Annotated in this window: 27 protein-coding genes; 14 read left to right on the top strand and 13 right to left on the bottom strand. The window is 71.8% G+C overall.

From position 1 onward, the window contains the following. Window positions 1–25: 25 nt before the first annotated feature. From AB0C38_RS20080 to AB0C38_RS20070, 3 genes are read left to right on the top strand one after another with little or no spacing between them, the layout of a single operon-like run. Complete coding sequence (locus AB0C38_RS20080; protein WP_360675217.1) at window positions 26–1327, top strand: nicotinate phosphoribosyltransferase; 1302 nt, start codon at window positions 26–28, stop codon at window positions 1325–1327. A gap of 27 nt (window positions 1328–1354) precedes the next feature. Continuing rightward, window positions 1355–1933: an isochorismatase family protein gene (locus AB0C38_RS20075; RefSeq protein WP_360675214.1), complete on the top strand. Its 579-nt coding sequence runs from the start codon at window positions 1355–1357 to the stop codon at window positions 1931–1933. After that, entirely contained in the window at window positions 1930–2574 is a 645-nt protein-coding gene (locus AB0C38_RS20070) for a bifunctional 4-hydroxy-2-oxoglutarate aldolase/2-dehydro-3-deoxy-phosphogluconate aldolase (protein ID WP_360675211.1), read from the top strand. Before AB0C38_RS20075 ends, AB0C38_RS20070 begins: the two co-directional genes overlap by 4 nt. Here AB0C38_RS20070 and AB0C38_RS20065 read toward each other — a convergent pair whose 3' ends face one another. After that, the gene (locus AB0C38_RS20065) at window positions 2575–3192 is read right to left on the bottom strand and encodes a choice-of-anchor P family protein (RefSeq protein WP_360675612.1); all 618 of its coding nucleotides are present in this window, start codon (window positions 3190–3192) and stop codon (window positions 2575–2577) included. A 308-nt stretch (window positions 3193–3500) separates the two neighbouring features. On the opposite strand from AB0C38_RS20065, the gene AB0C38_RS20060 reads away from it, so the two are divergent. The 4 genes from AB0C38_RS20060 to AB0C38_RS20045 all read left to right on the top strand — a co-directional run bounded on the left by AB0C38_RS20060 (window position 3501) and on the right by AB0C38_RS20045 (window position 6916). Continuing rightward, window positions 3501–4088, top strand: coding sequence for a biotin transporter BioY (locus tag AB0C38_RS20060; protein WP_360675208.1), 588 nt, complete (start codon window positions 3501–3503; stop codon window positions 4086–4088). 123 nt (window positions 4089–4211) lie between these two features. Then, on the top strand, window positions 4212–6263 hold the full coding sequence (locus AB0C38_RS20055; protein ID WP_360675205.1) for an ATP-dependent DNA helicase: 2052 nt from the start codon (window positions 4212–4214) through the stop codon (window positions 6261–6263). Between the two features lie 58 nt (window positions 6264–6321). After that, window positions 6322–6663, top strand: coding sequence for a hypothetical protein (locus tag AB0C38_RS20050; RefSeq protein WP_155541322.1), 342 nt, complete (start codon window positions 6322–6324; stop codon window positions 6661–6663). 1 nt (window position 6664) lies between these two features. Beyond that, window positions 6665–6916: a hypothetical protein gene (locus tag AB0C38_RS20045; protein WP_360675202.1), complete on the top strand. Its 252-nt coding sequence runs from the start codon at window positions 6665–6667 to the stop codon at window positions 6914–6916. Here AB0C38_RS20045 and AB0C38_RS20040 read toward each other — a convergent pair. From AB0C38_RS20040 to ctaD, 4 genes are all read right to left on the bottom strand, one after another. After that, entirely contained in the window at window positions 6913–7317 is a 405-nt protein-coding gene (locus tag AB0C38_RS20040) for an OsmC family protein (protein WP_360675200.1), read from the bottom strand. The genes AB0C38_RS20045 and AB0C38_RS20040 overlap by 4 nt on opposite strands. 16 nt (window positions 7318–7333) lie before the next feature. After that, window positions 7334–8113 (bottom strand): peptidyl-tRNA hydrolase, encoded by a 780-nt coding sequence (locus AB0C38_RS20035; protein ID WP_360675197.1) that lies wholly within the window; start codon window positions 8111–8113, stop codon window positions 7334–7336. Continuing rightward, window positions 8110–9339 carry a phosphoserine phosphatase SerB gene (serB, locus tag AB0C38_RS20030; RefSeq protein WP_360675194.1) on the bottom strand — a complete coding sequence of 410 codons (1230 nt, stop codon included), beginning with the start codon at window positions 9337–9339 and terminating at the stop codon, window positions 8110–8112. The genes AB0C38_RS20035 and serB overlap by 4 nt, the downstream gene beginning before the upstream one ends. A 115-nt stretch (window positions 9340–9454) precedes the next feature. Next, a complete protein-coding gene (gene ctaD / locus AB0C38_RS20025) occupies window positions 9455–11242 on the bottom strand; it encodes a cytochrome c oxidase subunit I (RefSeq protein WP_360675191.1) in 1788 nt (595 codons plus the stop codon). A gap of 134 nt (window positions 11243–11376) precedes the next feature. Between ctaD and AB0C38_RS20020 the strand changes: the two genes are divergently transcribed. Continuing rightward, window positions 11377–12198 (top strand): phosphotransferase, encoded by an 822-nt coding sequence (locus AB0C38_RS20020; RefSeq protein WP_360675188.1) that lies wholly within the window; start codon window positions 11377–11379, stop codon window positions 12196–12198. On the opposite strand, the gene AB0C38_RS20015 is transcribed toward AB0C38_RS20020, so the two are convergent. Then, window positions 12186–12959: an alpha/beta hydrolase gene (locus AB0C38_RS20015; protein WP_360675185.1), complete on the bottom strand. Its 774-nt coding sequence runs from the start codon at window positions 12957–12959 to the stop codon at window positions 12186–12188. The genes AB0C38_RS20020 and AB0C38_RS20015 overlap by 13 nt on opposite strands. Here AB0C38_RS20015 and AB0C38_RS20010 point away from each other — a divergent pair. Beyond that, window positions 12958–13509 carry a GNAT family N-acetyltransferase gene (locus AB0C38_RS20010; protein ID WP_360675182.1) on the top strand — a complete coding sequence of 184 codons (552 nt, stop codon included), beginning with the start codon at window positions 12958–12960 and terminating at the stop codon, window positions 13507–13509. The genes AB0C38_RS20015 and AB0C38_RS20010 overlap by 2 nt on opposite strands. 34 nt (window positions 13510–13543) lie before the next feature. Here AB0C38_RS20010 and AB0C38_RS20005 read toward each other — a convergent pair whose 3' ends face one another. The 3 genes from AB0C38_RS20005 to AB0C38_RS19995 form a co-directional block, all read right to left on the bottom strand. Continuing rightward, window positions 13544–13849 (bottom strand): hypothetical protein, encoded by a 306-nt coding sequence (locus tag AB0C38_RS20005; RefSeq protein ID WP_360675179.1) that lies wholly within the window; start codon window positions 13847–13849, stop codon window positions 13544–13546. 258 nt (window positions 13850–14107) lie between these two features. Next, window positions 14108–15208 carry an NAD/NADP octopine/nopaline dehydrogenase family protein gene (locus tag AB0C38_RS20000; protein ID WP_360675176.1) on the bottom strand — a complete coding sequence of 367 codons (1101 nt, stop codon included), beginning with the start codon at window positions 15206–15208 and terminating at the stop codon, window positions 14108–14110. Between the two features lie 109 nt (window positions 15209–15317). Then, the gene (locus AB0C38_RS19995) at window positions 15318–16442 is read right to left on the bottom strand and encodes a nucleotide pyrophosphatase/phosphodiesterase family protein (protein WP_360675173.1); all 1125 of its coding nucleotides are present in this window, start codon (window positions 16440–16442) and stop codon (window positions 15318–15320) included. Between the two features lie 45 nt (window positions 16443–16487). Between AB0C38_RS19995 and AB0C38_RS19990 the strand changes: the two genes are divergently transcribed. After that, window positions 16488–16700 (top strand): zinc ribbon domain-containing protein, encoded by a 213-nt coding sequence (locus AB0C38_RS19990; RefSeq protein ID WP_360675170.1) that lies wholly within the window; start codon window positions 16488–16490, stop codon window positions 16698–16700. A 57-nt stretch (window positions 16701–16757) separates the two neighbouring features. On the opposite strand, the gene AB0C38_RS19985 is transcribed toward AB0C38_RS19990, so the two are convergent. Then, on the bottom strand, window positions 16758–17876 hold the full coding sequence (locus AB0C38_RS19985; RefSeq protein WP_360675167.1) for a PLP-dependent transferase: 1119 nt from the start codon (window positions 17874–17876) through the stop codon (window positions 16758–16760). A 58-nt stretch (window positions 17877–17934) separates the two neighbouring features. On the opposite strand from AB0C38_RS19985, the gene AB0C38_RS19980 reads away from it, so the two are divergent. Then, window positions 17935–18411: an Lrp/AsnC family transcriptional regulator gene (locus AB0C38_RS19980; RefSeq protein WP_360675164.1), complete on the top strand. Its 477-nt coding sequence runs from the start codon at window positions 17935–17937 to the stop codon at window positions 18409–18411. A 2-nt stretch (window positions 18412–18413) separates the two neighbouring features. Here AB0C38_RS19980 and AB0C38_RS19975 read toward each other — a convergent pair whose 3' ends face one another. Together AB0C38_RS19975 and AB0C38_RS19970 are read right to left on the bottom strand one after the other, a co-directional pair. Then, the gene (locus AB0C38_RS19975; RefSeq protein ID WP_360675161.1) at window positions 18414–18938 is read right to left on the bottom strand and encodes an adenylate kinase; all 525 of its coding nucleotides are present in this window, start codon (window positions 18936–18938) and stop codon (window positions 18414–18416) included. Then, window positions 18922–19386: an Lrp/AsnC family transcriptional regulator gene (locus tag AB0C38_RS19970; protein WP_360675158.1), complete on the bottom strand. Its 465-nt coding sequence runs from the start codon at window positions 19384–19386 to the stop codon at window positions 18922–18924. Before AB0C38_RS19970 ends, AB0C38_RS19975 begins: the two co-directional genes overlap by 17 nt. 93 nt (window positions 19387–19479) lie before the next feature. Here AB0C38_RS19970 and AB0C38_RS19965 point away from each other — a divergent pair, with 93 nt between their 5' ends. From AB0C38_RS19965 to AB0C38_RS19955, 3 genes are all read left to right on the top strand, one after another. Beyond that, window positions 19480–20319: an LLM class flavin-dependent oxidoreductase gene (locus tag AB0C38_RS19965; RefSeq protein ID WP_360675155.1), complete on the top strand. Its 840-nt coding sequence runs from the start codon at window positions 19480–19482 to the stop codon at window positions 20317–20319. Continuing rightward, complete coding sequence (locus AB0C38_RS19960) at window positions 20316–20744, top strand: nucleoside deaminase (RefSeq protein WP_360675152.1); 429 nt, start codon at window positions 20316–20318, stop codon at window positions 20742–20744. The genes AB0C38_RS19965 and AB0C38_RS19960 overlap by 4 nt, the downstream gene beginning before the upstream one ends. A gap of 128 nt (window positions 20745–20872) precedes the next feature. Further along, window positions 20873–21391: a hypothetical protein gene (locus tag AB0C38_RS19955; protein WP_360675149.1), complete on the top strand. Its 519-nt coding sequence runs from the start codon at window positions 20873–20875 to the stop codon at window positions 21389–21391. Here the strand turns inward: AB0C38_RS19955 and AB0C38_RS19950 are convergent, their stop codons facing one another. Next, complete coding sequence (locus AB0C38_RS19950) at window positions 21392–23161, bottom strand: 3-hydroxybutyryl-CoA dehydrogenase (RefSeq protein WP_360675146.1); 1770 nt, start codon at window positions 23159–23161, stop codon at window positions 21392–21394. It abuts the gene before it with no gap. Between the last annotated feature and the right edge of the window lie 109 nt (window positions 23162–23270).

Genomic DNA, 23270 nt, shown 5'->3' with positions numbered 1-23270 from the left:
CCATGTGGGTGAATAGGCTGACCCCATGGGTTCACCGGAGCCGGCCACGACCAGCACTGCGCTGCTCACCGACCACTACGAGCTGACCATGCTGGGCAGCGCGCTCGCCGACGGGACGGCGGACCGCCCCTGTGTGTTCGAGGTGTTCGCCCGGCGTCTGCCGGACGGGCGCCGCTACGGCGTCGTCGCAGGTACCGCCCGCGTCCTGGACGCGATCGCGGACTTCCGCTTCACCGACGCCGAACTGGCGCAGCTGGAAGCCACCGCCGTCGTCGACGACACGACGCTGTCCTGGCTGGCGGACTACGAGTTCTCGGGTGACGTCGACGGCTACGCCGAGGGCGAGCTGTACTTCCCGGGCTCGCCGCTGCTCACGGTCACCGGCTCGTTCGGCGAATGCGTGCTGCTCGAGACGCTGGTGCTGTCGATCCTCAACCACGACAGCGCCATCGCGTCGGCGGCGGCCCGGATGTCCGGGGCCGCGCACGGCCGGCCGATCATCGAGATGGGCGGACGCCGGACGCACGAATACGCCGCGGTCGCGGCCGCGCGGGCCGCCTACCTGGCCGGCTTCGCGACGACGTCCAACCTCGAAGCCGGGCGCCGCTACGGGATCCCGACCCGCGGCACCGTCGCGCACGCCTTCATGTTGCTGCACGACAGCGAAGAGGCGGCGTTCCGCGCGCAGGTCGGGAAGATGGGCGCGGACACGACGCTGCTCGTCGACACCTACGACATCACCGCCGGCATCGAGACCGCGGTCCGCGTCGCCGGGCCCGAGCTCGGCGCGATCCGGATCGACTCGGGCGACGTCGGCCCGCTCGCCCGCCGCGCCCGCGAGCAGCTGGACTCCCTCGGGGCGAAGGACACCCGGATCGTCGTCTCCGGCGACCTCGACGAGCACGCCATCGCGGCCCTGCGCGCCGAGCCCGTGGACGCGTACGGCGTCGGCACCTCGGTGGTCACCGGGTCCGGCGCGCCGACCGCCGGGATGGTCTACAAGCTGGTCGAGGTGGACGGCAAGCCGGTCGCGAAGCGCAGCGCCCACAAGGAGTCCCGCGGCGGGCGCAAGTCCGCGCTGCGGCGTCACCGCGGCACCGGCACCGCGGTCGAAGAGGTCGTCTGGACGACGGCGGGCGGCGCGCCCGAGCCGGAGGCGAACGACCGGCCGCTGCAGATCCCCCTGATCCGCGCTGGCCGTGCGGTGGCGGACCTGCCTACGCTCGACGACGCGAGGCAGCGGCTGCGCCGCGGCCTGGTCAGCCTGCCGTGGGAGGGCCTCAAGCTCTCGCACGGCGAGCCCGCTATCCCGACGCTGTTCTTCTGAACAACGCTGCCTGAACGGAGTTCGACCATGGGGACCGCGCTGATCGTGGTGGACGTGCAGAACGACTTCTGCGAAGGGGGTTCGCTCGGCCTCCCGGGCGGGGCCGCCGCGGCCGCCGCCATCTCGAAGCAGGCCGTCGAAGGCGGGTACAGCCACGTCGTGGCCACCCGCGACAACCACATCGACCCGGGCGCCCACTTCAGCGAGACGCCCGACTTCAAGGACAGCTGGCCGGTGCACTGCGTCGCCGGCACGCCGGGCGCGTCGTTCCACCCCGCGCTCGACGTCGTCCCGATCGGCGAGGTGTTCTCCAAGGGCGAGTACAGCGCCGCGTACTCCGGCTTCGAAGGCGCGGCCCGCGACGGGAAGTCCCTGGAGGCGTGGCTGCGCGAGCACGACGTGACCGACGTCGACGTCGTCGGCATCGCGACGGACTTCTGCGTCCGCGCGACGGCGCTCGACGCGGCGAAGGCGGGCTTCGGCGTGCGGGTGCTGCTGGACCTGACGGTCGGCGGCTCGCAGCCGACGGTGGACGCGACCCTCGAGGACTTCGGCAAGGCGGGGGTCACCCACACCGGCACGGCGTTCGTCGGACCGGCCGCGTGAAGGACCTGCAAGCCTCGCTGGCGAAACACCGCCTGGTCGCGATCCTGCGCGCGTCCGACGCGTCGCGCTTCGCCGACGCGGCGATGGTGCTGCACGCGGCGGGCATCCGCCTGCTCGAAGCGACGCTGACGACGCCGGGCGCGCCCGCCGCGATCACCGCGCTGCGCCTGGCGCTCGGCGACGACGCCCTGATCGGCGCGGGCAGCGTCCGCGAATCGTCCGATGTGGACATCGCGGTCGACGCGGGCGCCGCGTACCTGATCACGCCGACGGTGAACCCGGCGGTCCTCGAACGCGCCGCCGAGCTGGACACCCCGGTGGTCTGCGGCGCGCTGACGCCGACGGAGATCGACCAGGCCTGGCGCCTCGGCGCGGCCGCGGTCAAGGTGTTCCCGGTCGCGGCCGTCGGCGGGATCGCCTACCTGCGCGCGATCCGGGCCCCGCTGCCGGACGTCCCGCTGGTCCCGACCGGCGGCGTCCACCTGGCCGACGTCGAGGGCTACCTGCGCGCGGGCGCGATCGCGGTCGCGGCGGCGACCCCCCTGCTGGGCGACGCGCTCTCGCCGAGCGGAAGCCTGCCGGACCTGGCGACCCGAGCCGGCGAGTTCGTGGCGGCCGCCGCCCGCTTCACCACGGCGTAGCTACTTCTTGCCGAACGGGTCGCAGGCGGCCGTGCCCAGGTAGATGTCCCCGCTCGCCGGGCCGCCCTGCGGGAACAGCTTGATGTGCAGCGCGTGCGTCACCAGGCTGCCGTCCGGCGGCTGGGGCGTCACGGTCTCGTTGAGGATCACCGTCGCCAGCGCGGTGCCCGCGGGCCCGCCCGGGATGACGATCCGGTCGTTCGGCGGGATCTCGGCGGGCACGGCGATCCCTTCGACCGTCCCGATCGCCACTTCGCCGCCGCTGCCGGTCGCCGTCGTCGCGCACTTCGCCGAGTAGGTGCGCACAGTGATCACCGGGCCGCCGTAGCGCTTCAGCACGGTGGTCTCGAACCGGTGCCCGGACGCCTGCGCGACCGACACCGCGCCCGAGCGCCCGCAGCCCGTCTCGCCGACGCCGAACACCGCGACGTCGCCGGTCGCGCCGCCCTGCGTCCGGGCGCTGTAGGGGCCGTCGACAGTGCATTTCGCCAGCTCACCGGTGACGACGTGCTCGTTGTCGACGGTCACGTCGACCGAGCCGGAAGACGCCCATCCGGTGGACGTCCCGGGGGCCGCGGCGGCCAGGAGGGGTGCGGTCAGCAGCGTCACCGCCAGCAACCGGAATGTCCTCTTCCTGGCGTTTCGCATGCACCGGCCTCCTCGGTTTCGTGACAGTTCGTGACTACCCTTTTCGTCATCGGCAGGCACGCGGACACCCCTGATCGGGTCCACCCGGACGGGTGACCGGTGAGGAACGCAACTTCCGGGGTTTTTCCCGGGGTAACGAGCGTTACTGTGCCGTTCGTTGCCCACCCGGCAGCAGCCACGGCGGAAACCCACGCCTCGCGCTGATCGGTCGCGGAACGTATCCGCCTGCTTTCGGCCGGATGGGCAACGGCGATCTTTTGCTCACCCAGGGAGGTTTCGTGTCTTCGCTGTCCTTCGCCGGCAAGCGGCCCGTGCTGGCCGACCTCGTCCCCGGTTCCCTCGTCCGGGACATCGCGCTGGTCGCCGGCGGTGCCGTGCTCACCGGCGCCGCCGCGCAGCTGGTCATCCCGGTGCCGGGCAGCCCGGTGCCGATGACCGGCCAGACGTTCGCCGCGCTGCTCGTCGGCGCGTCGCTCGGCATGTCGCGCGGTGCCGCGTCGATGCTGGTGTACCTGCTCGTCGGCGCCGTGGGCGTGCCGTGGTTCCAGCAGGGCACCTCGGGCCTGTCCGGCGCGAGCGCCGGGTACATCGTCGGGTTCGTGTTCGCCGGTGCCCTGGTCGGCGCGCTCGCCGGCCGCGGCGGCGACCGGACGCCGCTGCGCACCGTGGGCACCATGGTGCTCGGCAACGTCGTGATCTACGCGTTCGGCGTGCCGTGGCTGATGGCCTCGACCGGGTTCGACCTGTCGACGGCGTTCGCCAAGGGCGTCACGCCGTTCCTGATCGGCGACGCGCTGAAGATCGTCGTGGCCGCCGGCCTGCTGCCGCTCACGTGGAAGCTGGTCTCGCGCCGCACCGAAGACTGACGCGCCTTGGTCGAAGGGCCCGCCGTCTCGACGGCGGGCCCTTCGCCGTCTACCAGGACGGCGCGAGTGGCCCGTTCGCGACGGATCACCGATCCTGTCGGCGGTGGCGGCTAATGTGTCGCTGTGCCCGCTCGAACTGACTTCCCCGGCGTCCTCGAACTCCTCACCCACGCGGTGGAGTCCGTGGGCGGTGCCGAACGGTCCGGGCAGGTCGAGATGGCCGACGCCGTCGGCCGCGCCATCCGCACCGGCGAGCACCTGGCCGTGCAGGCCGGTACCGGCACCGGCAAGTCCTTGGCCTACCTCGTTCCCGCGATCCGCCACGCCGTCGAGAAGGAAGCGACCGTCGTGGTCTCGACGGCGACGATCGCGCTGCAGCGCCAGCTCGTCGACCGCGACCTCCCACGCCTGGCGAAGGCGCTGAAGAAGCCCCTGGGTCGCGAACCGACCTTCGCGATCCTCAAGGGCCGCCGCAACTACATGTGCCTGCACCGGCTGGACTCCGGCGCGCCGGACGAGCCGGAGGACGCCCAGCTCTTCGACCCGTTCGCGGTGTCGCGTCTCGGCAAGGAGGTCACGCGGCTGCGGGAGTGGGCGTCGGACACCGAAACCGGCGACCGCGACGAGCTCGTCCCCGGCGTCACCGACCAGGCGTGGCGGCAGGTGTCCGTGACGGCAAGGGAATGCCTCGGCGCCTCACGCTGTCCGATCGGCACGGACTGCTTCGCCGAGAAGGCCCGCGCCGAGGCCGGCCGCGCCGACGTCATCATCACCAACCACGCGCTGCTGGCGATCGACGCCCTGCAGGGCTACCAGGTCCTGCCGGACCACGACGTCGTCATCATCGACGAGGCGCACGACCTCGTCGACCGCGTCACGTCGGTCGCCACCGGCGAGCTGACCAGCGCGATGTGCGCGTCGGCGGCGCGCCGCTGCGGCAAGCTGATCGACGCCGACGTCGCCGACGGCCTCCTGGAGGCCGGTGACGGGCTGGCCCTGATCGTCGACGACCTGCCCCCGGGACGGTTGGACGAGCTGCCGCGGCCGTTGCAGGGCGCCATCCCGGCGATCCGCGACGCCGCGCACCGGTGCATCACGTCACTGGGCTCGGATCGCAAGGAGGACGTCGAAGGGGCCACCGCGCGCAAGCTGGCGCGCTCGCTGCTCGACGAGGTGCACGACACCGCGGTCCGCCTGCTGGAAGCGTTCGACGACGACCAGGCGCACCAGCGCGACGTCGTGTGGCTCTCCGGCGACAAGTACTCCTCGAACCCGCGGCCGCCGGCGCTGAAGGTGGCGCCGCTGGGCGTCGCCGGGCTGCTGCGCGAGCGCGTCTTCAACCTCCACACGACGGTCCTGACGTCGGCGACGCTGACCCTCGGCGGCACGTTCGACACCATGGCGCGCCAGTGGGGGCTCCCGCCGGGCGGGGCTCGCGTCGAGAAGGCACCGGGCGCCGCGACGGACAAGGAAGCGCCGTCCGACACCGATTCCGGCCCGAAGTGGACCGGACTGGACGTCGGCTCGCCGTTCGACCACAAGCGCAACGGCATCCTCTACCTGGCCAAGCACCTGCCGCCGCCGGGCCGCGACGGGCTCGCGTCGTCCACAATGGACGAACTGGCCGAGCTGATCGAGGCCGCGGGCGGGCGCACGCTGGGGCTGTTCTCTTCGATGCGGGCGGCCAAGCAGGCGGCCGAGGAGATGCGCGGGCGGCTCGACTTCCCGATCCTCTGCCAGGGCGAGGACGCGACGTCGCTGCTGGTCCAGAAGTTCTCGGAGGACGTCCGCACGTGCCTGTTCGGCACGCTGAGCCTGTGGCAGGGCGTGGACGTGCCCGGGCCGTCGCTGCAGCTCGTGGTGGTCGACCGGATCCCGTTCCCGCGCCCGGACGACCCGGTGTCCTCGGCGCGGCAGCGCGCGGTGGAAGCCCGCGGCGGCAACGGGTTCCTCACCGTGGCGGCCACGCACGCGGCGCTGCTGCTCGCGCAGGGCACCGGACGGCTGCACCGGTCGGTCACCGACCGCGGCGTGGTCGCGGTGCTGGATTCGCGGCTCGCGAACGCCCGCTACGGCGGATTCCTCCGTGCTTCGCTGCCACCGTTCTGGCCGACGATGGACCCGAAGGTCGCGCGCGAGGCCTTGCGCCGCCTCGACGCAGCCGCGCCCGCGTGACGCGGTCCACAACACCGACCGGTACGGTGAAGCAACCGAAGCGACAAGGGAGCACCGGTTGACCCAGGATTCGTCCAGCGCACAGTCCCGGACCGTCAGTGTCGACGACACCGGCGTGCGGCGGCGGCTCGCGGACGGCAGCGAAGAAGCTGTCACGTGGGCCGGCCTGTCGTCGGTGATGGTCCGGGTGATCCCCGACGGCCCGTGGAACGAAGACGTGTTCTTCATGCTGGTGGGCACGGACGGCAAGGGCACGGCGGTACCGAGCGGCGACCCGGCGGCCGACGCGCTGATCGAGCGGCTGCAGTCGTTGCCGGGCTTCGACAACGAGAAGTTCATCGAGGCCATGACGACCGACGCCGACCAGGCCTACGTGGTCTGGGAATCCAGCGAGAACTGAGATGCGCTGTCCCGTCTGCGGCACCGAAGGCAGCCTGAGCCCGCTCGGCAAGCTGGTGAGCACCACCCCGCACGGCGGCAGCCCGGAACTGCGCTTCAAGCGGCGGAACGCGATCCACTCCGAACCGACGTTCACCGCCAAGCTGGCGCGGGCGTGCGGCAAGTGCGGCGTCCTGCTGGCGTTCCTGGACTTCCAGCAGCGCAGCACGCTCACCACCGCGATGGACGAGCTGATCCCGTACGACCGCGGCTAGGCCGTCGGGAACTCCTCCGTCACCGGAATCCCCTTCTTGAGCGTTCGGCTCACCGTGCAAAGCCGTTCGATCGCGCGATCCACGGCACCGGCCAGTGCCTCACGCTGATCCGCCGCCAAAGTCGACACGTCGACATCGAAGGCGACGTGCACGGCGTCCAGCTCCGAAGCGCCCTCACGCCGGTCGGCGTTGACGGTGACGCGGAACTTCGCGTCCTCACCGACCCGCCGCGTGATCAACTCTTCGGCGGTCACCGCGCTGCAGCCCGCGGCCGCGATCTGCAGCAGCTCCGCGGGCGAGAACGCCCCTTCCACACCGGTGCGGCCCAGCCGCACCGAAGCGCCCCGGTCGTTGCGGCCGACGAAAGCGTGCTGCCCGTCGCGCTGTACTTCGAGTCCCATGCCCGCTCCAACCCGGTCAGGAAGCCGCTTGTTCCGGCTCCCACTGGGCAAGAACCGTGAGGGTGCCCGGGTCGACCTCGGTGAACCCGGCGTCCCGGACGGCGATGACGCGGTCGCGCCGCCACGCTCCCTCAGGGTCGTCCCCGGGGTGCAGTTCCTTCCACCGCGCGACGCTCGCCGTGCGCACGGCGGTCCGGTAGCCCCGCTCGGCCCAGGCGGCTCGCCGGTCGTCGTCCAGCAGCGCGGCGAGGATCATGGTGGCGTGCCCGACCTGCGCGGCGGCCTTGCCGACGGTCATCGGCGTGTGCGGGTTGAGCAGGAGCAGCGGGACGCCGGCGGGCAGCGGCCCCGGCTCGTCCGGCGGCAGCTCGCTGCCCGAGATCTGCAGCCGCGAGACCTCCTTGGGGGCCTCGGTGACCAGGCCCGGGACCAGGGCCCGCGCTTCGGCACCGTCGATCTCGACCGTAATGCCCGGCAGGTCCTGGACGGCGGCCCAGTGCGCGCCCCGCGCCCGCCGCGCGACCTTGCGGATCCGGTTGTCGAGCCAGGCGTGCATCGGCTCGGCCCACTCGCCACCAGGCTCGGCGCGCTCGTCGAGGCAGACCGCCAGCGCGGCGGCCGCGGCGGCCTCCAGCAGCGGCGTGCGGCCGGGCGGCTCGGCCCGTTCGATGCGCAGGATCACCGGCATCGCCCGGACTTCCTCCGGGAGCTCGTCGGAAGTGTCCGATGTGTCTTCGGCCGGAAGCCCGAGCCAGTAGGCGTAGCGGGCGCCCAGGGGGTCGAGAACGCTGCTCACGGACGCATCAGCTCGAGCCCGTCGGCGGCGTCGGCCGCTTCGACCTCGCCACGGGTGAGGCCGAGCACGAACAGCACGGCGTCGAGGTACGGGTGCGAGAGCGCGGTGTCGGCAACCTCGCGCAGCGCGGGCTTGGCGTTGAACGCGACGCCCATGCCGGCCGCCGACAGCATGTCGATGTCGTTGGCACCGTCCCCGACCGCGACGCACTGCTCCAGCGGGATGTCGTACTCGCCGGCGAAGCGGCGAAGCACCTTCGCTTTGCCCGCGCGGTCTACGACGTCCCCGACGACGCGCCCGGTGAGCTTGCCGTCGACGATCTCGAGCTCGTTCGCCGCCGCGAAGTCGAGGCCGAGCTCCTGCACCAGCCCGCCGATGACCTGGGTGAACCCGCCGGACACCACGCCGGTCTTGAACCCCATCCGCTTGAGCGTGCGGATCGTCGTGCGGGCACCCGGCGTCAGCTCGATCGACGCGGCGACCTCGTCGATCGCCGTCGCGGGCAGGCCCTTGAGCAGCGCGACCCGGCGTTCCAGCGACTCCGTGAAGTTGAGCTCGCCGCGCATGGCGGCCTCGGTGATCTCGCGGATCTCCGGCTCGACCCCGGCGTGCGCACCCAGCATCTCGATGACCTCGCCCTGGATGAGCGTCGAGTCGACGTCGAAGACGACCAGCCGCTTCGCCCGGCGCGTGATGCCGGCCCGCTCGACGGCGATGTCGACGCCCACCTCGACCGCGGCGTCGGCGAGCGCCGAACGCAGCGCGGTGTCGGCTTCCGGGGTGTCCCGGTCGACCGAGACGTACAGCTCCAGTCCGGTCACCGGGTAGTCGGCGACGCTGCGGATCGCGTCGATGTTGGCGCCGAGCGACGCCAGCCGGCGCGCGACCTCCGAGAAGCCGCGCGCGGTGACCGGACGGCCCAGGATCACGAGCACGTGCGAAGAGTCGCGGCGGCCGAGCGCGAACGGGTCCTCCCCGATCGCCGAGCCGATCTTGACGTCGACTGTCATGCCGACGGACGCCATCGCCTGCTCGACCGACTCCTGCAGGCCCTCCGGATCGCGGTACACGCCGGCGAGCACGCCGAGCACGAGCTGCCCGCGGATGACGACCTGCTCGACGTCGAGCACGTCGACGTCGTGGCGGGTCAGCACGGCGAACAGCACGGACGAGACGCCCGGCTTGTCGGGGCCGGTGGTCGTGATCAGGACGGGGGTCTGGGTCACGGGTCATCCCTCGTTCGGCGACGCTGCACGGTCAGTCTGCCGGTCCGGCCTCGGACATAAGTAGAGCGCGTGCCCGGCTTCACAAAAGCCGGGCACGCGCTCACTCGATCGGGTCCTACTTGTCGCCTTGCTCGCTCGCGTTGTCCTTGGAGTGGTCTCCCGGGATCACCGCTTCGGTGAGCACCTGCGACGGGGCCGCGTGGCTGTTGACCTTCTGCTTCCCGAAGAAGCCGATCTCGCCTTCGGAGTGGAGGCGCTCGATCATGTGCGGGTAGTGCAGCTCGAACGCGGGCCGCTCGGAACGGATCCGGGGCAGCTCGGTGAAGTTGTGCCGCGGCGGCGGGCAGGACGTCGCCCATTCGAGCGAGTTGCCGTAGCCCCACGGGTCGTCCACCGTGACGATCTCGCCGTACCGGTAGCTCTTGAAGACGTTCCAGATGAACGGCAGCGTCGAGGCACCGAGGATGTACGCGCCGATCGTCGAGATCGTGTTCAGCGTCGTGAAGCCGTCACTGGTCAGGTAGTCCGCGTACCGGCGCGGCATGCCCTCGGCACCCAGCCAGTGCTGGACCAGGAACGTGCCGTGGAAGCCGATGAACGTGGTCCAGAAGTGCCACTTGCCGAGCTTCTCGTCCATCATCCGGCCGGTGATCTTCGGGAACCAGAAGTAGATACCGGCGAAGGTGGCGAACACGATCGTGCCGTAGAGCACGTAGTGGAAATGCGCGACGACGAAGTAGCTGTCCGACACGTGGAAGTCGATCGCCGGCGCGGCCAGCATGATGCCGGTCAGGCCGCCGAAGAGGAACGTGACGATGAAGCCCATCGAGAAGATCATCGGCGTCTCGAAGGACAGCTGGCCCTTCCACATCGTGCCGATCCAGTTGAAGAACTTGATGCCGGTCGGGACGGCGATCAGGAACGTCATGAAGGAGAAGAACGGCAGCAGCACGGCGCCGGTGGCGTACATGTGGTGCGCCCACACCGCGACCGACAGGGCCGCGATCGCCAGCGTCGCCCAGACCAGGCTCTTGTAGCCGAACAGCGGCTTGCGGCTGAACACCGGGAAGATCTCCGACACGATCCCGAAGAACGGGAGCGCGACGATGTAGACCTCGGGATGGCCGAAGAACCAGAACAGGTGTTGCCAGAGGATCACGCCGCCATTTTCGGGGTCGAACACGTGCGCCCCGAGGTGCCGGTCCGCCAGCAGGCCCATCAGGGCCGCGGTCAGGATCGGGAAGGCGAGCAGGATCAGGATCGACGTCACCAGGATGTTCCAGGTGAAGATCGGCATCCGGTACATCGTCATGCCCGGCGCGCGCAGGCAGACCACCGTGGTGACCATGTTGACCGCGCCGAGGATGGTGCCGAGACCGGAGACCACCAGGCCGGAGATCCACAGGTCCGCGCCGACGCCCGGCGAGTGGATCGCGTCCGACAGCGGGGTGTAGGCGAACCAGCCGAAGTCGGCGGCGCCACCCGGGGTCAGGAAGCCGGACAGCACGATCAGGCCGCCGAAGAGGTACAGCCAGTACGAGAACGCGTTCAGCCGCGGGAACGCGACGTCCGGCGAGCCGATCTGCAGCGGGAGCACGAAGTTCGCGAACCCGAAGAGGATCGGGGTCGCGTACAGCAGCAGCATCACCGTGCCGTGCATGGTGAAGAGCTGGTTGTACTGCTCCTGCGAAAGGAACTGCTGCCCGGGACGCGCCAGCTCGGTGCGGATGAGCATGGCCATCGCGCCGCCCGCCATGAAGAAGGCGAACGACGTGACCAGGTACATGATCCCGATCTGCTTGTGGTCCGTCGTGCGGAACAACCGCAGCAGGTACGAACCCTTGACCGACTCGCGCGCGGGGTACGGGCGCGTCGCGATCGGCTTGGGGGCTACGGCCGTCACTCCTGCCTCCAACACTTGAAACCTTGTGGTGGTCATCTTCTCGCCACCGGGGCTCGGGAGCCTGGTCCGGTGGCTTAGGGGGATCGTAGCCCTCGCTACCGACAGTCGCGCGCACCGGCTGGCAAGATCGGGCCGTGGCCGACGAATACACGCGCGCCGCGGTTCGCGCGGCACTGACCGTGACCTCCCGGCTGGGCTTGCGCGAGCACGAGCCCGAGGTGCTCCACGAACGCTCGAACGTGCTGGTGAAGCTGGGTCCGCTGGTCGCGCGGGTGCCGGGGACGACCCGGCTCGCGCGACCCGGTCCGGCCTGGCAGGAGCGGGACGTGGCGGTCTCCCGGTTCCTCACGGACTGTGGTGTGCTCGTCGTCTCACCGACGGCGGATCCCCCGGCCGGACCGCATTTCGCCGAGGGCCTGCCGGTCACGCTCTGGCACCACACCCCGCACGATCCGGACCACCGGTACGCACCGGACGTCGTCGCGCGTTCGCTCGCCGAGGTGCACTCGGCGCTGCGGGAGTTCCCGGGCGCGCTGCCCCGGCGCGGCCCGGTCGACGACCTGGAGCGCATCTTCGACCGGCACGACCTGGAGGGCGAAACGCCCCGGCTGCGTGCGGAGGCGGCCCGCCTCGCCGCGACCCTGCCGGACGTCGCCGTGCAGCCGCTGCACGGCGACGCGCACCCCGGCAACCTGATCGCGACCGAGGCCGGCCCGTGCTGGCTGGACTTCGAGGACACCTGGCGCGGGCCGTTGGCCTGGGACCTCGGGATCCTCGCCCGGCAGGGCGGCCCGGAGTTCCTGGCCGCCTACCCGGGCGAAGTGCCCGAAGCCGTGCTCGCGCCCTGCGTTCGCCTGCGGGAGCTTTACTCGATCGTGTGGCAGTACGTCATCGCGATCCGGTTCCCGCACCGGCTCGCCGGGGCCCGCTCGGCGCTCGCCGCCTACTTCTCGTGAGTCTTCTCGTGAGTCGCCGGGTACCAGGACAGGATCGCCTCGACCACGCCCGCCGGGTCCTCCAGCGGGGTCAGGTGCCCGGCGCCCGGGAGCACCACGAGCGTCGCGCCGTCCAGCACCTCGACCATCGCGCTCGCCGCCGCCACCGGGGTGATCGGGTCCTCTTCGCCGACGACGACCAGCGCGGGGACCTTCGCTTCCCGGAGCAGCTCGAGGGAGTCCGGCCGGGTCCGCAAGGCCAGCGCCGTCCACGAGATCCCGGCGGGCGGCTGCGATTCGATGATCTCCCGGACGGTCTCGACGACGTCCGGGCGTTGCTCGCGCGTCGACGCGGCCAGCAGGTTGGGCAGGTTGGCCTCGGCGAGCCAGCCGCCGATGCCCTCGTCCTCGACGCGCTCGGCGACGTCGAGCCTCGTCTGCGCGGCCTCTGGCGTGTCGGGCGTGGCCTTGGTGTCGATCAGCACGAGGCCGCCGATCCGTTCCGGCGCCAGCCGCAGCACGGCCATCGCGAGGTAGCCGCCCATCGAGCAGCCGCCGAGCACGACGCGGTCCAGCTCCAGGCGGTCCAGCAGGGCGACGACGTCACGCGCGGCGTCCTCGAGGCTCGGTTCGCGGTCCCCCTCCGGCAGCGGCGAGCGGCCCAGCCCGCGCTGGTCCGGGGTGATCACCCGAAGGTGTGACGCGAGGGGCTCGCGCACCGCGTTCCACATGCGGGCGTCCAGGGGAAAGGCGTGGAGGAGGACCAGCGGCAGTTCGGTCATGCGGGCCATCTTGGCGGACTTTTTGTCGGACCCCCGCGCTAGCTTCGCCGATGTGTTCACCGACATCGAAACCGACCGGCTGCTGCTGCGTCCGCTCCACGAGGCGGACCGGCAGGCGATGGTCGACATCCACACGGACCCGCGCACCAACCGCTTCCACCCCGACCCGCCCGACGTCCCGCGCGCGTCGGCGATGGTCTCGGAGTGGCTGGCGCACTGGGCCGAGCACGGCTTCGGCTACCCGGCGGTCGTCGAACGCGGCGGCACCGAGGTCATCGGCATGTGCGGGGTGCGGCTGCGGGAGTTCCACGGCGAGAAGGTGCTGAACCTCGGCTACCGGTTCCGGCCGTCGGCGTGGGGCAAGGGGTACGCGGCCGAGGCCGGGCTGGCGGTCCTGGAGTGGTGTGCCCGCGAGCTGCCGTCGGTGCCGGTGCTGGCGAGCGTCAGCGTCGACAACAAGCCGTCGCTGCGGGTGGCGGAGCGGCTCGGCTTCACCGAGTACACGGAGGAGATGTACGACGGCGCGATGTCGCGCCACTACCGGCGCTGAGCCGGGCGTTCTTTGAAAACTCCAGAGCGAAGGGTCACCGGCGGCGGTTCGGCCGGCGACGGGCCCGGGCTTCCCAGCAGGCCCGGTGCCAGTGCCGCCGGTCGGCGACCGAGCCGGTGTCGTCGGCGGGCCAGACGACGAGGTGCGGCGTGCCCGGCCGGATCTCGTGGTCGCACCCGGGGCAGCGGTAGTCCTTGGTGGCCTGCGAGCCGGGCACGGTCCGCACGAGCCAGTCACCGTCCGACCCGGACTCCGCGCGGGCCCAGCCGGTAGCGGCACCGAGGTCTCGGTCGGGCGGCCCGCCGTCCGCGCGGCGGCCGGGACGGTTGCGTCGAGGCACGCCCAAACGGTATCCGCCACCATTCCCCGCCCACGACGCGTCCACCCCACCCGAGTCGTCCGCCTGGGTACGCAAGCCGACCCTCCAGGCACGCGAACCGACCCTCCAGGCACGCGAGTCGTCCACCCAGGTACGCGTGTCGACCCTCCAATCACGCGAGTCGACCCCTCGATCACGCGTGATGCCCCTCCAATCACGTGAGATGCCCGTCCCATCACACGTGATGCCTCTCTGATCACGAGTGATGGCCGGCCGAACTCAGGCCGCGCGATCCGCCACCCGTCCGCCGGCCCGCAACCGGCGCAGGATCCCGGCGTGGCCGAGCCCGTCCCAGCCGAGCCGGGCCAGCGTCCGCCCGGACCGGCGGAAGTCCTCGCCTCCGAGCACGGACATGATCGTGATGGCGGCGTCGACCATCGGCGTGGCGACGCCGGCGCACCGCGCGAGTGCCTGCAGCGGCACGAGCGTGGAACGGATGTCCTCGGTGAGGAACCGGTGGTCGAGGCTGGTCGGTGCGACGATCGTCCGGTACGGCTCCACCGTCCGCAACGCGTCGAGCAACGTCGTGGCCGGGCAGCCGTAGTAGCGGTCGAGGACCTCGGTCATGGGCAGCAGCCGGGCGCCGTAAGCCCGCGCGACGGCGGCGAACTCGGCCTCGGTCCGCTCCAGCAACGCAATCGTGCGGTGGGAAACGCCTTCGACGTAGAAGAGCAGCTCCTCCGCGCGGTCGATGGTGCCGAGGTTGGCGAGCGCGATCGGCACGTGCGCGACCGCGCCGAAGTCGTGCAGGCCGCGTTCGACCGGGTTGCGCGCGACCTCCAGCATCGGGAACCACTCGCGCAGCAGCCCGGCGTGCCGTCCGACGGCGGCCGGCGTGCTGCCGGAGATCAGGTTCCAGCCCTTGGCGCCCAGCACGGTCACCCCGCCGGTCCCGGACGGCCGCGCGGCGAACAGCGCGTCGGTCTCGACGACGTCGACCGCCGGCGCTCCGGCGGCGGCGAGCGCATGGGCGAACTCGACGCTCCCGCACAGCTTGCTGGAGAACAACACGACGACCTGTCCCGGGCGGAGGTACGGCGCGAGCCGGACGGCGACCTCCGGATAAGCGGTCGTCACGGTCGCCACCAGCACCACCGCCCGCCCGGCCAGCGACGCGGGGTCCGCCGTCACCTCCCGCAGCGGGAACCGCCCGTCGAGCACCCCGCTCGCGACGATCTCCCGCCGCCGCGCGATCTCCCCCACGGCCTCGAGATCCCGCGTGCAGAGGTGCACCGGCAGCCCCCGCGAGGCGAGATGGGCCGCGACGGCCCGTCCCTCACCACCCGCCCCGACGACCCCGATCCCGTCCAGCCCGCTCATTCCGCCCACTCCCGTCACTCGGGTACGCAGTGGACAGGTCGGCACACCGCCGGAGAAAGTTCCCGCCGAAGCACGTTCCCGGAAATCGGACCCTTCCGGGTACCCACGCTCAGCCCTGCGCGAGCGCCAGCGGCACCAGCTGCTCGGCCGTGGTGAGCGACCCGTGCTGCCCGATCAGCGACGTCTCCACGGCCTCGGCGAGCCCGCGCACCATCCCGAACCGCCCCCGGGCCGCCGCGACGACGTCCCCGATCCGCGGCAGCACCCGGTCGCTGACCGTGTGCCCGAACCACCCCTCGGCGACGGCCTCCTCCCGCGAGCGCACCCAGGCCCGCTCGCCCAGCACCGCCCGCCAGGCCGCGAGGACGTCCGCGGCCGCGCCCGGCTCGGTGTAGACGTGCCGGGCCCGCACCTCGCCCCCGAAGGTCCGGACGCCGGAAAGCAGCTCCGGCTCGTCCTCGAGGTCGAGCTTGTCCTCGACGGTGACCATCCCGTGGTCGGCCACCACCGCGAGCAGGGCGCCGGCCGGCAGACCGTCCACAAGGGACTCGACGAGCCGGTCGATCTGCCGCAGCTGCATCCGCCACGCGGTGGAACCCGGGCCGTACACGTGCCCGAGCAGGTCGAGTTCGCTGTGGTAGGCGTAGCAGAACGCCCGCCCGCCGAGCGCCGCCAACGTCCGCGCGGCGAGGTCGCCCAAGGCGTGCACCCCGACGTACCGCGCACCGCTCTGGGTGGCCCGGGTCAACGCGGTGTCGGCGAACTTCGCCGACGACACGACGGCGGCGTCGATGCCCGCTTCGGCCGCCCGCTCGAACGTCGTCGGCAGCGGCTGCACCTCCCGGGGCGGGAGCGCGCCGCGGAGGTCGCTGCCGTCCTCGTGGCTGCGCCAGCGCAACGCGTTGAGCACGCCCGTGCCGGGCATCTCGAACGTGTAGCCGACCATGCCGTGCTCGCCGGAAGCGAGCCCGGTGCCGATCGCCGCCACCCCGGCGGCCGTCGTGGACGGGAAGCCCACGCGCAGCGACTCCCGGGCGAGCTCGGTCAGCACCGGCGCGTCCGCGGCGTGCTCGGCCAGCAGCTCCCAGCCGAGCCCGTCGACCAGCAGGACCCCGGCACTGCGGGCGTCGGGCAGCGCCAGCGTGTTCGCGTAGCCGGGCACCCCGAGCACGGCGAGCAGGGACGGGACGACCTGGCCGAGGTGCGGGACGTCGGCGAGCGTAGGGGGCTGCACGCGCCCAGCTTCCCATCCGCGGGCTCGTCCGGCGATAATCGCGACATGCCGACCTACGCCTACCGCTGCCGCGAGTGCACCGAGACCTTCGAGCTCCTGCGCCCGATGAGCGAATCCGGCGCGCCGGCGGACTGCCCGGAGGGCCACACCGACACCGTCAAGCTGCTCACCACCGTCGCCCTCACCGGGGCCGCGGGCGGACCCGCGGTCCCGGCGGGCGGCGGCGGTGGCTGCTGCGGCGGCGGCTGCTGCGGCTAAAGCGCTCGCCCTTCTGGGGCCCAGCCCCAGACCCAGCCGGGGCGAGCCCCGGGCCCCTTAAAGCGTCTTCAGCGCCTGCTCCAGGTCGGCCCAGAGGTCCTCGACGTCCTCGAGCCCGGCCGACAGGCGGATCAGCTGGTCGGACACACCCGCGTCGTGCCGGTCGCCCGCGTCGACGATCCGGTGGCTGATCGAACCCGGGTGCTGGATCAGCGTGTCGACGCTGCCGAGGCTGACGGCCGGCGTGATCAGCCGGACCGCGCCGATCAGGGCGTGCGGATCGCCGTCGACCTCGAACGCCACCAGCGGCCCGCCCAGCCGCGGGTAGTGGACGGCGGTCACCGCCGGGTGGGCGGCGAGCCGCCCGGCCAGCGTCGCCGCGGTCTCCGACGCGGCCTTGACGCGCAGCGGCAGCGTGGAAAGCCCGCGCAGCAACAGGTATCCGGCGAGCGGGTGCAGCACGCCGCCGGTCGCGAAGCGGATCTGCCGCAGCCGGGCGGCTTCCGCGGCGTCGCACGCGACGATCCCGCCCATCACGTCGCCGTGGCCGCCGAGGAACTTCGTCGCGCTGTGCAGCACGATCCGCGCCCCGTGGCGGCCCGGGCGCTGGAGCACCGGGGTCGCGAACGTGTTGTCCACCAATAGAGGCACGTCTCCGCAGGCAAGAGCCAGCTCGGCGATGTCGGCTTCGGCGAGCGTCGGGTTCGCCGGCGTCTCGACGAACACCAGCCCGGTGTCGGGCCGCAGGGCGGCGGCGACGGCGCCGGGCGCGGCCCAGGTGACCTCGGTGCCGAGCAGCCCGGACTCGAGCAGGTGGTCGCTGCAGCCGTACAGCGGGCGCACGGCGACGACGTGCCGTTTCCCTTGCGCCACCGCGGAAAGCAGGCAGGCCGAGACGGCGGCCATGCCGCTGGCGAACGCGACGCCGTGCTCGAAGCCTTCGAGCTCGGCGAGCGCTCGCTCGAACCGTTCGACGGTCGGGTTGCCCACCCGGCCGTAGATCGGCGGGCCGACGAGTTCGCCGCCGGCGGCGAACTCGTCGATCCGGGCGGCTTCGGCGGCGCTGTCGCGGGAGGGGTAGGTCGTCGACAGGTCGAGCGGGACGGCGTGCACGCCGAGGTCCGTGAGGTCGTCACGGCCGGCGTGGACGGCTCGCGTGCGCAACGAAGAGGTCATGCCAGCATCGTCGAGCTTTCACCGGATCTAGAGCAACACTCTCGGATATCATTCGCTGATGGCCGATTCCGTCGAACTGAGTCCGGTTGATCTCGAGATTCTGCGTCTGCTCCAGAACGATGCCCGGATCACCAACAAGGACCTCGCGGCCGCGATCGGCATCGCGCCGTCGACGTGCTTGGACCGCGTCGCCCGGCTGCGCGACACCGGCGTGATCACCGGTCAGCACGCGTCGGTCGACGCGGCGAAGCTGGGCCGTCCGCTGGAGGCGTTCCTGTTCGTCCAGGTCCGCCCGCACCGGCGGCCGCTGGTGGACCCGTTCATCGAGCACCTGCTGTCCCTGCCCGAGGTGCGCGCGGTCTACCACCTGACCGGGCCGGACGACTTCCTCGCGCACGTCGCGACCAGCTCCGCCGCCGAACTGCAGCGCCTGGTCCTCGACGAGCTGACCGCCCGCGACGAGGTCGCCCGCGTGCACACGAACCTCGTGTTCCAGCACTGGAGCGGCGGCCCGCTGCTACCCCCGGGCGCCTGACGTCACAGCGTCTCCAGCCAGCGGCGGGTCTGGCGCGGCGACGTCAGCCGGACCACCGCCGGGCCGGGTGAATCGGCGGCCCACGCCCGGATGCGGGCCCGTTTGGTCGCGAACGACGTGAAGTGCCAGCGGATGATCGAGTCGGCGGAGAACACCTGGCGCACCGACTCGACGTTGCCGTTGCAGATCCGGACGCGGGTCACGGACCGCACGAGCGTCCGGCGCAGCAGCCGGCTCAGCGAAAGCCAGCGCGGGTAGTCGAGGCCGACGACCAGCTGCGTGCGGTCCAGCACGATCTCCCGCCACTTGCCGTACGCGGCGTCGAGGACCCAGCGCTCCTGCGCGCACACCTCGGCGATCCGGCGGCGCTGCTCCTCGTCGGGCACCGGGACCCAGCCCGGCTGCCAGCTGAGGTCGTCGGCCGAGTGGTAGGGCAGGCCGGTCCGCTCGGCGATCCGGGCCGCGAGCGTCGACTTGCCCGAGCCGGTCACGCCGTAGACGACGATGCGCTCAGGCGTCGAGGTCACGGGCGGGCTCCCGCGGTCCGCGGTAGGGCAGGGTCTGGCTGTAGACGACGTTCGTGGTCGTGCCGCCGAACTGGGCCAGCTCGTCCATCGTGTGCTCGAGGTGGGCCATCGAGGCCGCGGCGACCTTGAGCGTGTAGCAGTCGTCGCCGGTGGTGCGCAGGCATTCGAGGATCTCGAGGCGTTCGCCGAGCAGCTTGTGCAGGGCTTCGTGGCGGCTGCCGGGGTACTTGAGCCGGACGACGGCGAGCACCGGGTAGCCGACCTTGCCGAGGTCGACGTCGGCGCGGTAGCCGGTGATCACGCCCGTCGCCTCGAGCCGCCGGAGCCGTTCGGTCGTGGCCGACGCGCTGAGGTTCACCCGGCGGCCGAGCTCGGTGAGCGGCAGCCGGGCGTCCTGCTGAAGCTCGACCAGGATGGCCCAGTCCGTCGGATCGAGACTCTCGGTCATGAGCCGAATGTACCGCGAGATCCACGGCCGAAGCCGCCGAACGCCGTGATCGATCCCTTCCGATCACGCCTTTGACCTCGATAGCCTTTCCTGGTGAAGATCGGCGTGAACGTCCCCAACTTCGGCCCGGGCACGGACCCCGGCGTGCTGCGCGCCTGGGCGCGGACCGTGGAAGGCCTCGGCTTCGACCTGCTGATGGTTTCCGACCACGTCGCCGTCACCCCGGACGTCGCCGGGCAGTACCCGGCGCCGTTCTACGAGCCGTTCACGACGCTGTCGTGGCTCGCGGGCGTCACCGAACGGGTGCGGCTCGGCACCACCGTCTTGGTCGTGCCGTACCGGCATCCCTTGCTGGTGGCCCGGATGGCGGCGAACCTCGACGCGCTCAGCGGCGGCCGGCTGGTGCTCGGCGCCGGTATCGGCTGGGCGAAGGAGGAGTTCGCCGCGCTCGGCGTGCCGTTCGAGCAGCGCGGGAAGCTCACCAGCGAGTACCTGCGGACGATCCGCGCGGCCTGGGCCGACCACGACGACTACCGCGCCGGCCCGATCCCGCTGTGGCTGGGCGGGCACAGCGACGCCGGGCTGCGCCGCGCGGTCGAGCTCGGCGACGCGTGGCACCCGCTGCGGCTGACGATGCCCGGGTTCCGGGAAGGCCTGGAGCGCCTGAAGAAACTGGCCGGCGACCGGCCGGTACCGGCGTTCGCCCCGCGGATCCTCCTGCGGGTGACCGGAACCCCGGTGGCCGGCCCGGACCGGCGTGCCGGGGAAGGCACCCTCGACCAGATCCTCGACGACCTGGCGCAGCTGCGGGCGCTGGGCGCGGAGACCGTCGTGCTCGACCCGTTCGATTCGGACCCCGCCGAGACCCTCCACCCGGAGGTCGCGTGGCGGGACCTCGCGGCTGTGGCCGCGTCTTGGAAGGAGACCCGGTGAAAGACACCGAAGAAGCTCTGTTGCGGCGCGCGATCGAGCTCGCCCGCGAAGCGCGCGAGGAACACGGCAACCCGCCGTTCGGCTCCCTGCTGGCCGACGCCGACGGCAAGATCCTCGCCGAGGATCGCAACACCTCGTTGACCGACGACGACATCACCGCGCACCCGGAGCTGAAGCTCGCCCGCTGGGCGGCGCAGAACCTGGACCCCGAGACCGCGGCGGCGACCACGATGTTCACGAGCACGCAGCCGTGCGGGATGTGCACGGGCGCGATCGAGCGGTCCGGGCTCGGCCGCGTCGTCTTCGCGCTGTCGTCGGAACAGTTCCTCACGCTGCGCCCGCCGGTCACCTGGGGCGGGCACAAGCTCGAGGGCCCGGCACTGTTCGACGAGGCTCGCGTGCCGGTGGAGGGGTACTACCGGTGACCGACCCGGGAGCGATCGGCCGCTGAGCCGGCCGATCACGATCGGGGTACCGGGGTAACAGCCGCCGCCGTCCGGCCGACCTCCTTCGTACAAACGGAGCAACCGGATGTGCCGACGGAGGAGCCGCGATGACCAGTGCGTTCGAACCCCTCCCGCCCGACCCGTGGGCGCCGCCGGCCCGGACCGGGACGAATCCCTGGCACCTGGTGCTCGCGGCCGCCGGCGGAGCGGCGCTGGTGGGCGCGCTGTGGGTCGGCCTGGACCTGGCCGATTCCGGCCTGCCCGCCGGAATCCCCGGTACCTCGGGCACATCCGGCACAGCCGGGGAGGCGTTCGACCTCCGCGGCACGTTCACGCTGAACAGCGGCGGGTACGGCTACAGCACGTGCGGTGGCTCCGGCGGCTACTCGGACATCACCACCGGGTCGACGGTCACCGTCTACAACGCCGCGGGAACCGTGCTCTCCCAAGGCGCGCTCGGGACCGGGCGACCGAACGGCGCCGGCAGCTGCGTGTTCACCCTTTCCGCGCCGAACGTTCCGGCCGGTGAGAAGTTCTACCTGGTCGAGGTCTCGCACCGGGGGCGGATCATGGTGCAGCCCGAGGACGCGCGCAACGGGAACGTCGCGCTCAGCCTGGGAAGCTGATCAGTAGTCCTTGAAGCCCTTCCCGGTCTTCCGGCCCAGCCGCCCGGCCGTCACGAGGTGCTCCAGCAGCGGCGCCGGCGCGAAACCCTCCTCGCGGAACTCGTTGTACAGCGTCCGCTGGATGGCCAGCGAAACGTCCAGCCCGACCACGTCCAGCAGCTCGAACGGGCCCATCGGCAGGCCACAGCCCACCTTCATGGCCGTGTCGATGTCGTTCGCCCCCGCGTAGTGGGCCTCCAGCATCTTCACCGCGTCGTTCAAGTACGGGAACAGCAGCGCGTTGACGATGAAGCCCGCCCGGTCTCCACAGTGGACCGCGTGCTTGCCCACCGCGCCGCAGACCGCGTTCGCCGTCGCCACCACGTCCGGCGCGGTCGCGATCGTCGAGACGACCTCCACCAGCTTCATCACCGGGGCCGGGTTGAAGAAGTGGAGGCCGACCACGTCGGACGGCCGGGAGGTCGCCGCCGCGCACTCGATCACCGGGAGCGAAGACGTCGTGGTCGCCAGCACCGCGCCCGGGCGGACGACCTCGTCCAGCGCCGCGAACACCGCCTGTTTCACCGAAAGCTCTTCGGCCACCGCCTCGACGACCAGGTCGACGTCGGCCAGAGCCTCGAAGTCGGTGACCGGGGTGATCCGCGCCAACGCAAGAGCAGCGTCCTCTTCGGACAGCTTGCCCTTGACCACGGCCTTGTCGAGCGACTTCTTCACCTTCGCCACGGATGCCTGCGCCTTCTCCAGGCTGCGGGCGCGCAGCACGACGTCGAGACCGCGCTTCGCGAAGACCTCCGCGATGCCGGTCGCCATCGTCCCGGTGCCGACCACGCCGACCCGGGCGACCGGCCGCGGCTCGACCGAGTCCACAGTGGACGCTGCCGTCGCGTCCGAGACCACGTTCGGCGAGTCCGGCGCGTCGTAGGCGTAGAAGCCGCGGCCCGTCTTGCGGCCCAGCTGGCCCGCCGTGATCATCTGCTTGAGCAGCGGCGCCGGCGCGTGCAGCCGATTGCGGGACTGGTGGTACATCGTGTCGAGGATCTCGTACGCGGTGTCCAGCCCGATCAGGTCGAGCAGCGCGAGCGGCCCCATCGGGTAGCCGCAGCCGAAGCGCATCGCGGCGTCGAGGTCTTCGCGCGTGGCGTAGCGCTGCTCGTACATCCGCACCGCGTGGTTGAGGTAGCCGAACAGCAGCGCGTTCGCGATGAACCCGGCCCGGTCGCCGATCACCACCGGCACCTTGCCGAGCCGCTCGGCGAACGCGACCACCTCGGTGACCACCTCCGGCTCGGTCACCACGGTCTTCACGATCTCGACGAGCTTCTGCACCGGCGCCGGGTTGAAGAAGTGCATGCCGACGACCTTGCCGGGGCGAGCGGTGTGCACGCCGATCTCGGTGATCGACAGCGACGAGGTGTTGGACACGAACACGACGTCCGGCCGGGTGATCTTGTCCAGCTCGGTGAACACCTCGGCCTTCAGCCCGAGGCTCTCCGGGATCGCCTCGATCACGATGTCCACTTCGGACAGATCCGACAGCGAGGTGCTGTACCGGATCCGGTCCAGCAACGCCGCACGGCCGGCCTCGTCGAGCTTTCCGCCGGACAGCGCCCGTTCGGTGGAGTGCCGCAGGTGGCCGCGGCCCCGTTCGACCCCCGCCTGGTCGACCTCGACCGTGACGACGTCGAGCCCGCTGCGCGCGAGCACTTCGGCGATACCGGCCCCCATCGTGCCGAGGCCGACCACTCCGACTGTCGAGATGTCCCGCGCCATCGAGGCCTCCAGTGATGTTACTCGCCGGTAATTGCCCCGATACTGCCACGGCACACCTTCGGAAGCCCAGACGGAATCGAGTCAGAACCGTGCAAGTCACCCGGTCGGC

Origin of the sequence: Amycolatopsis sp. NPDC048633, assembly GCF_040650695.1 — a bacterium.
Lineage (GTDB): Bacteria > Actinomycetota > Actinomycetes > Mycobacteriales > Pseudonocardiaceae > Amycolatopsis.
Note: the sequence above shows the minus strand (reverse complement) of the source record. Positions and strands in the feature narration are given on the sequence as shown.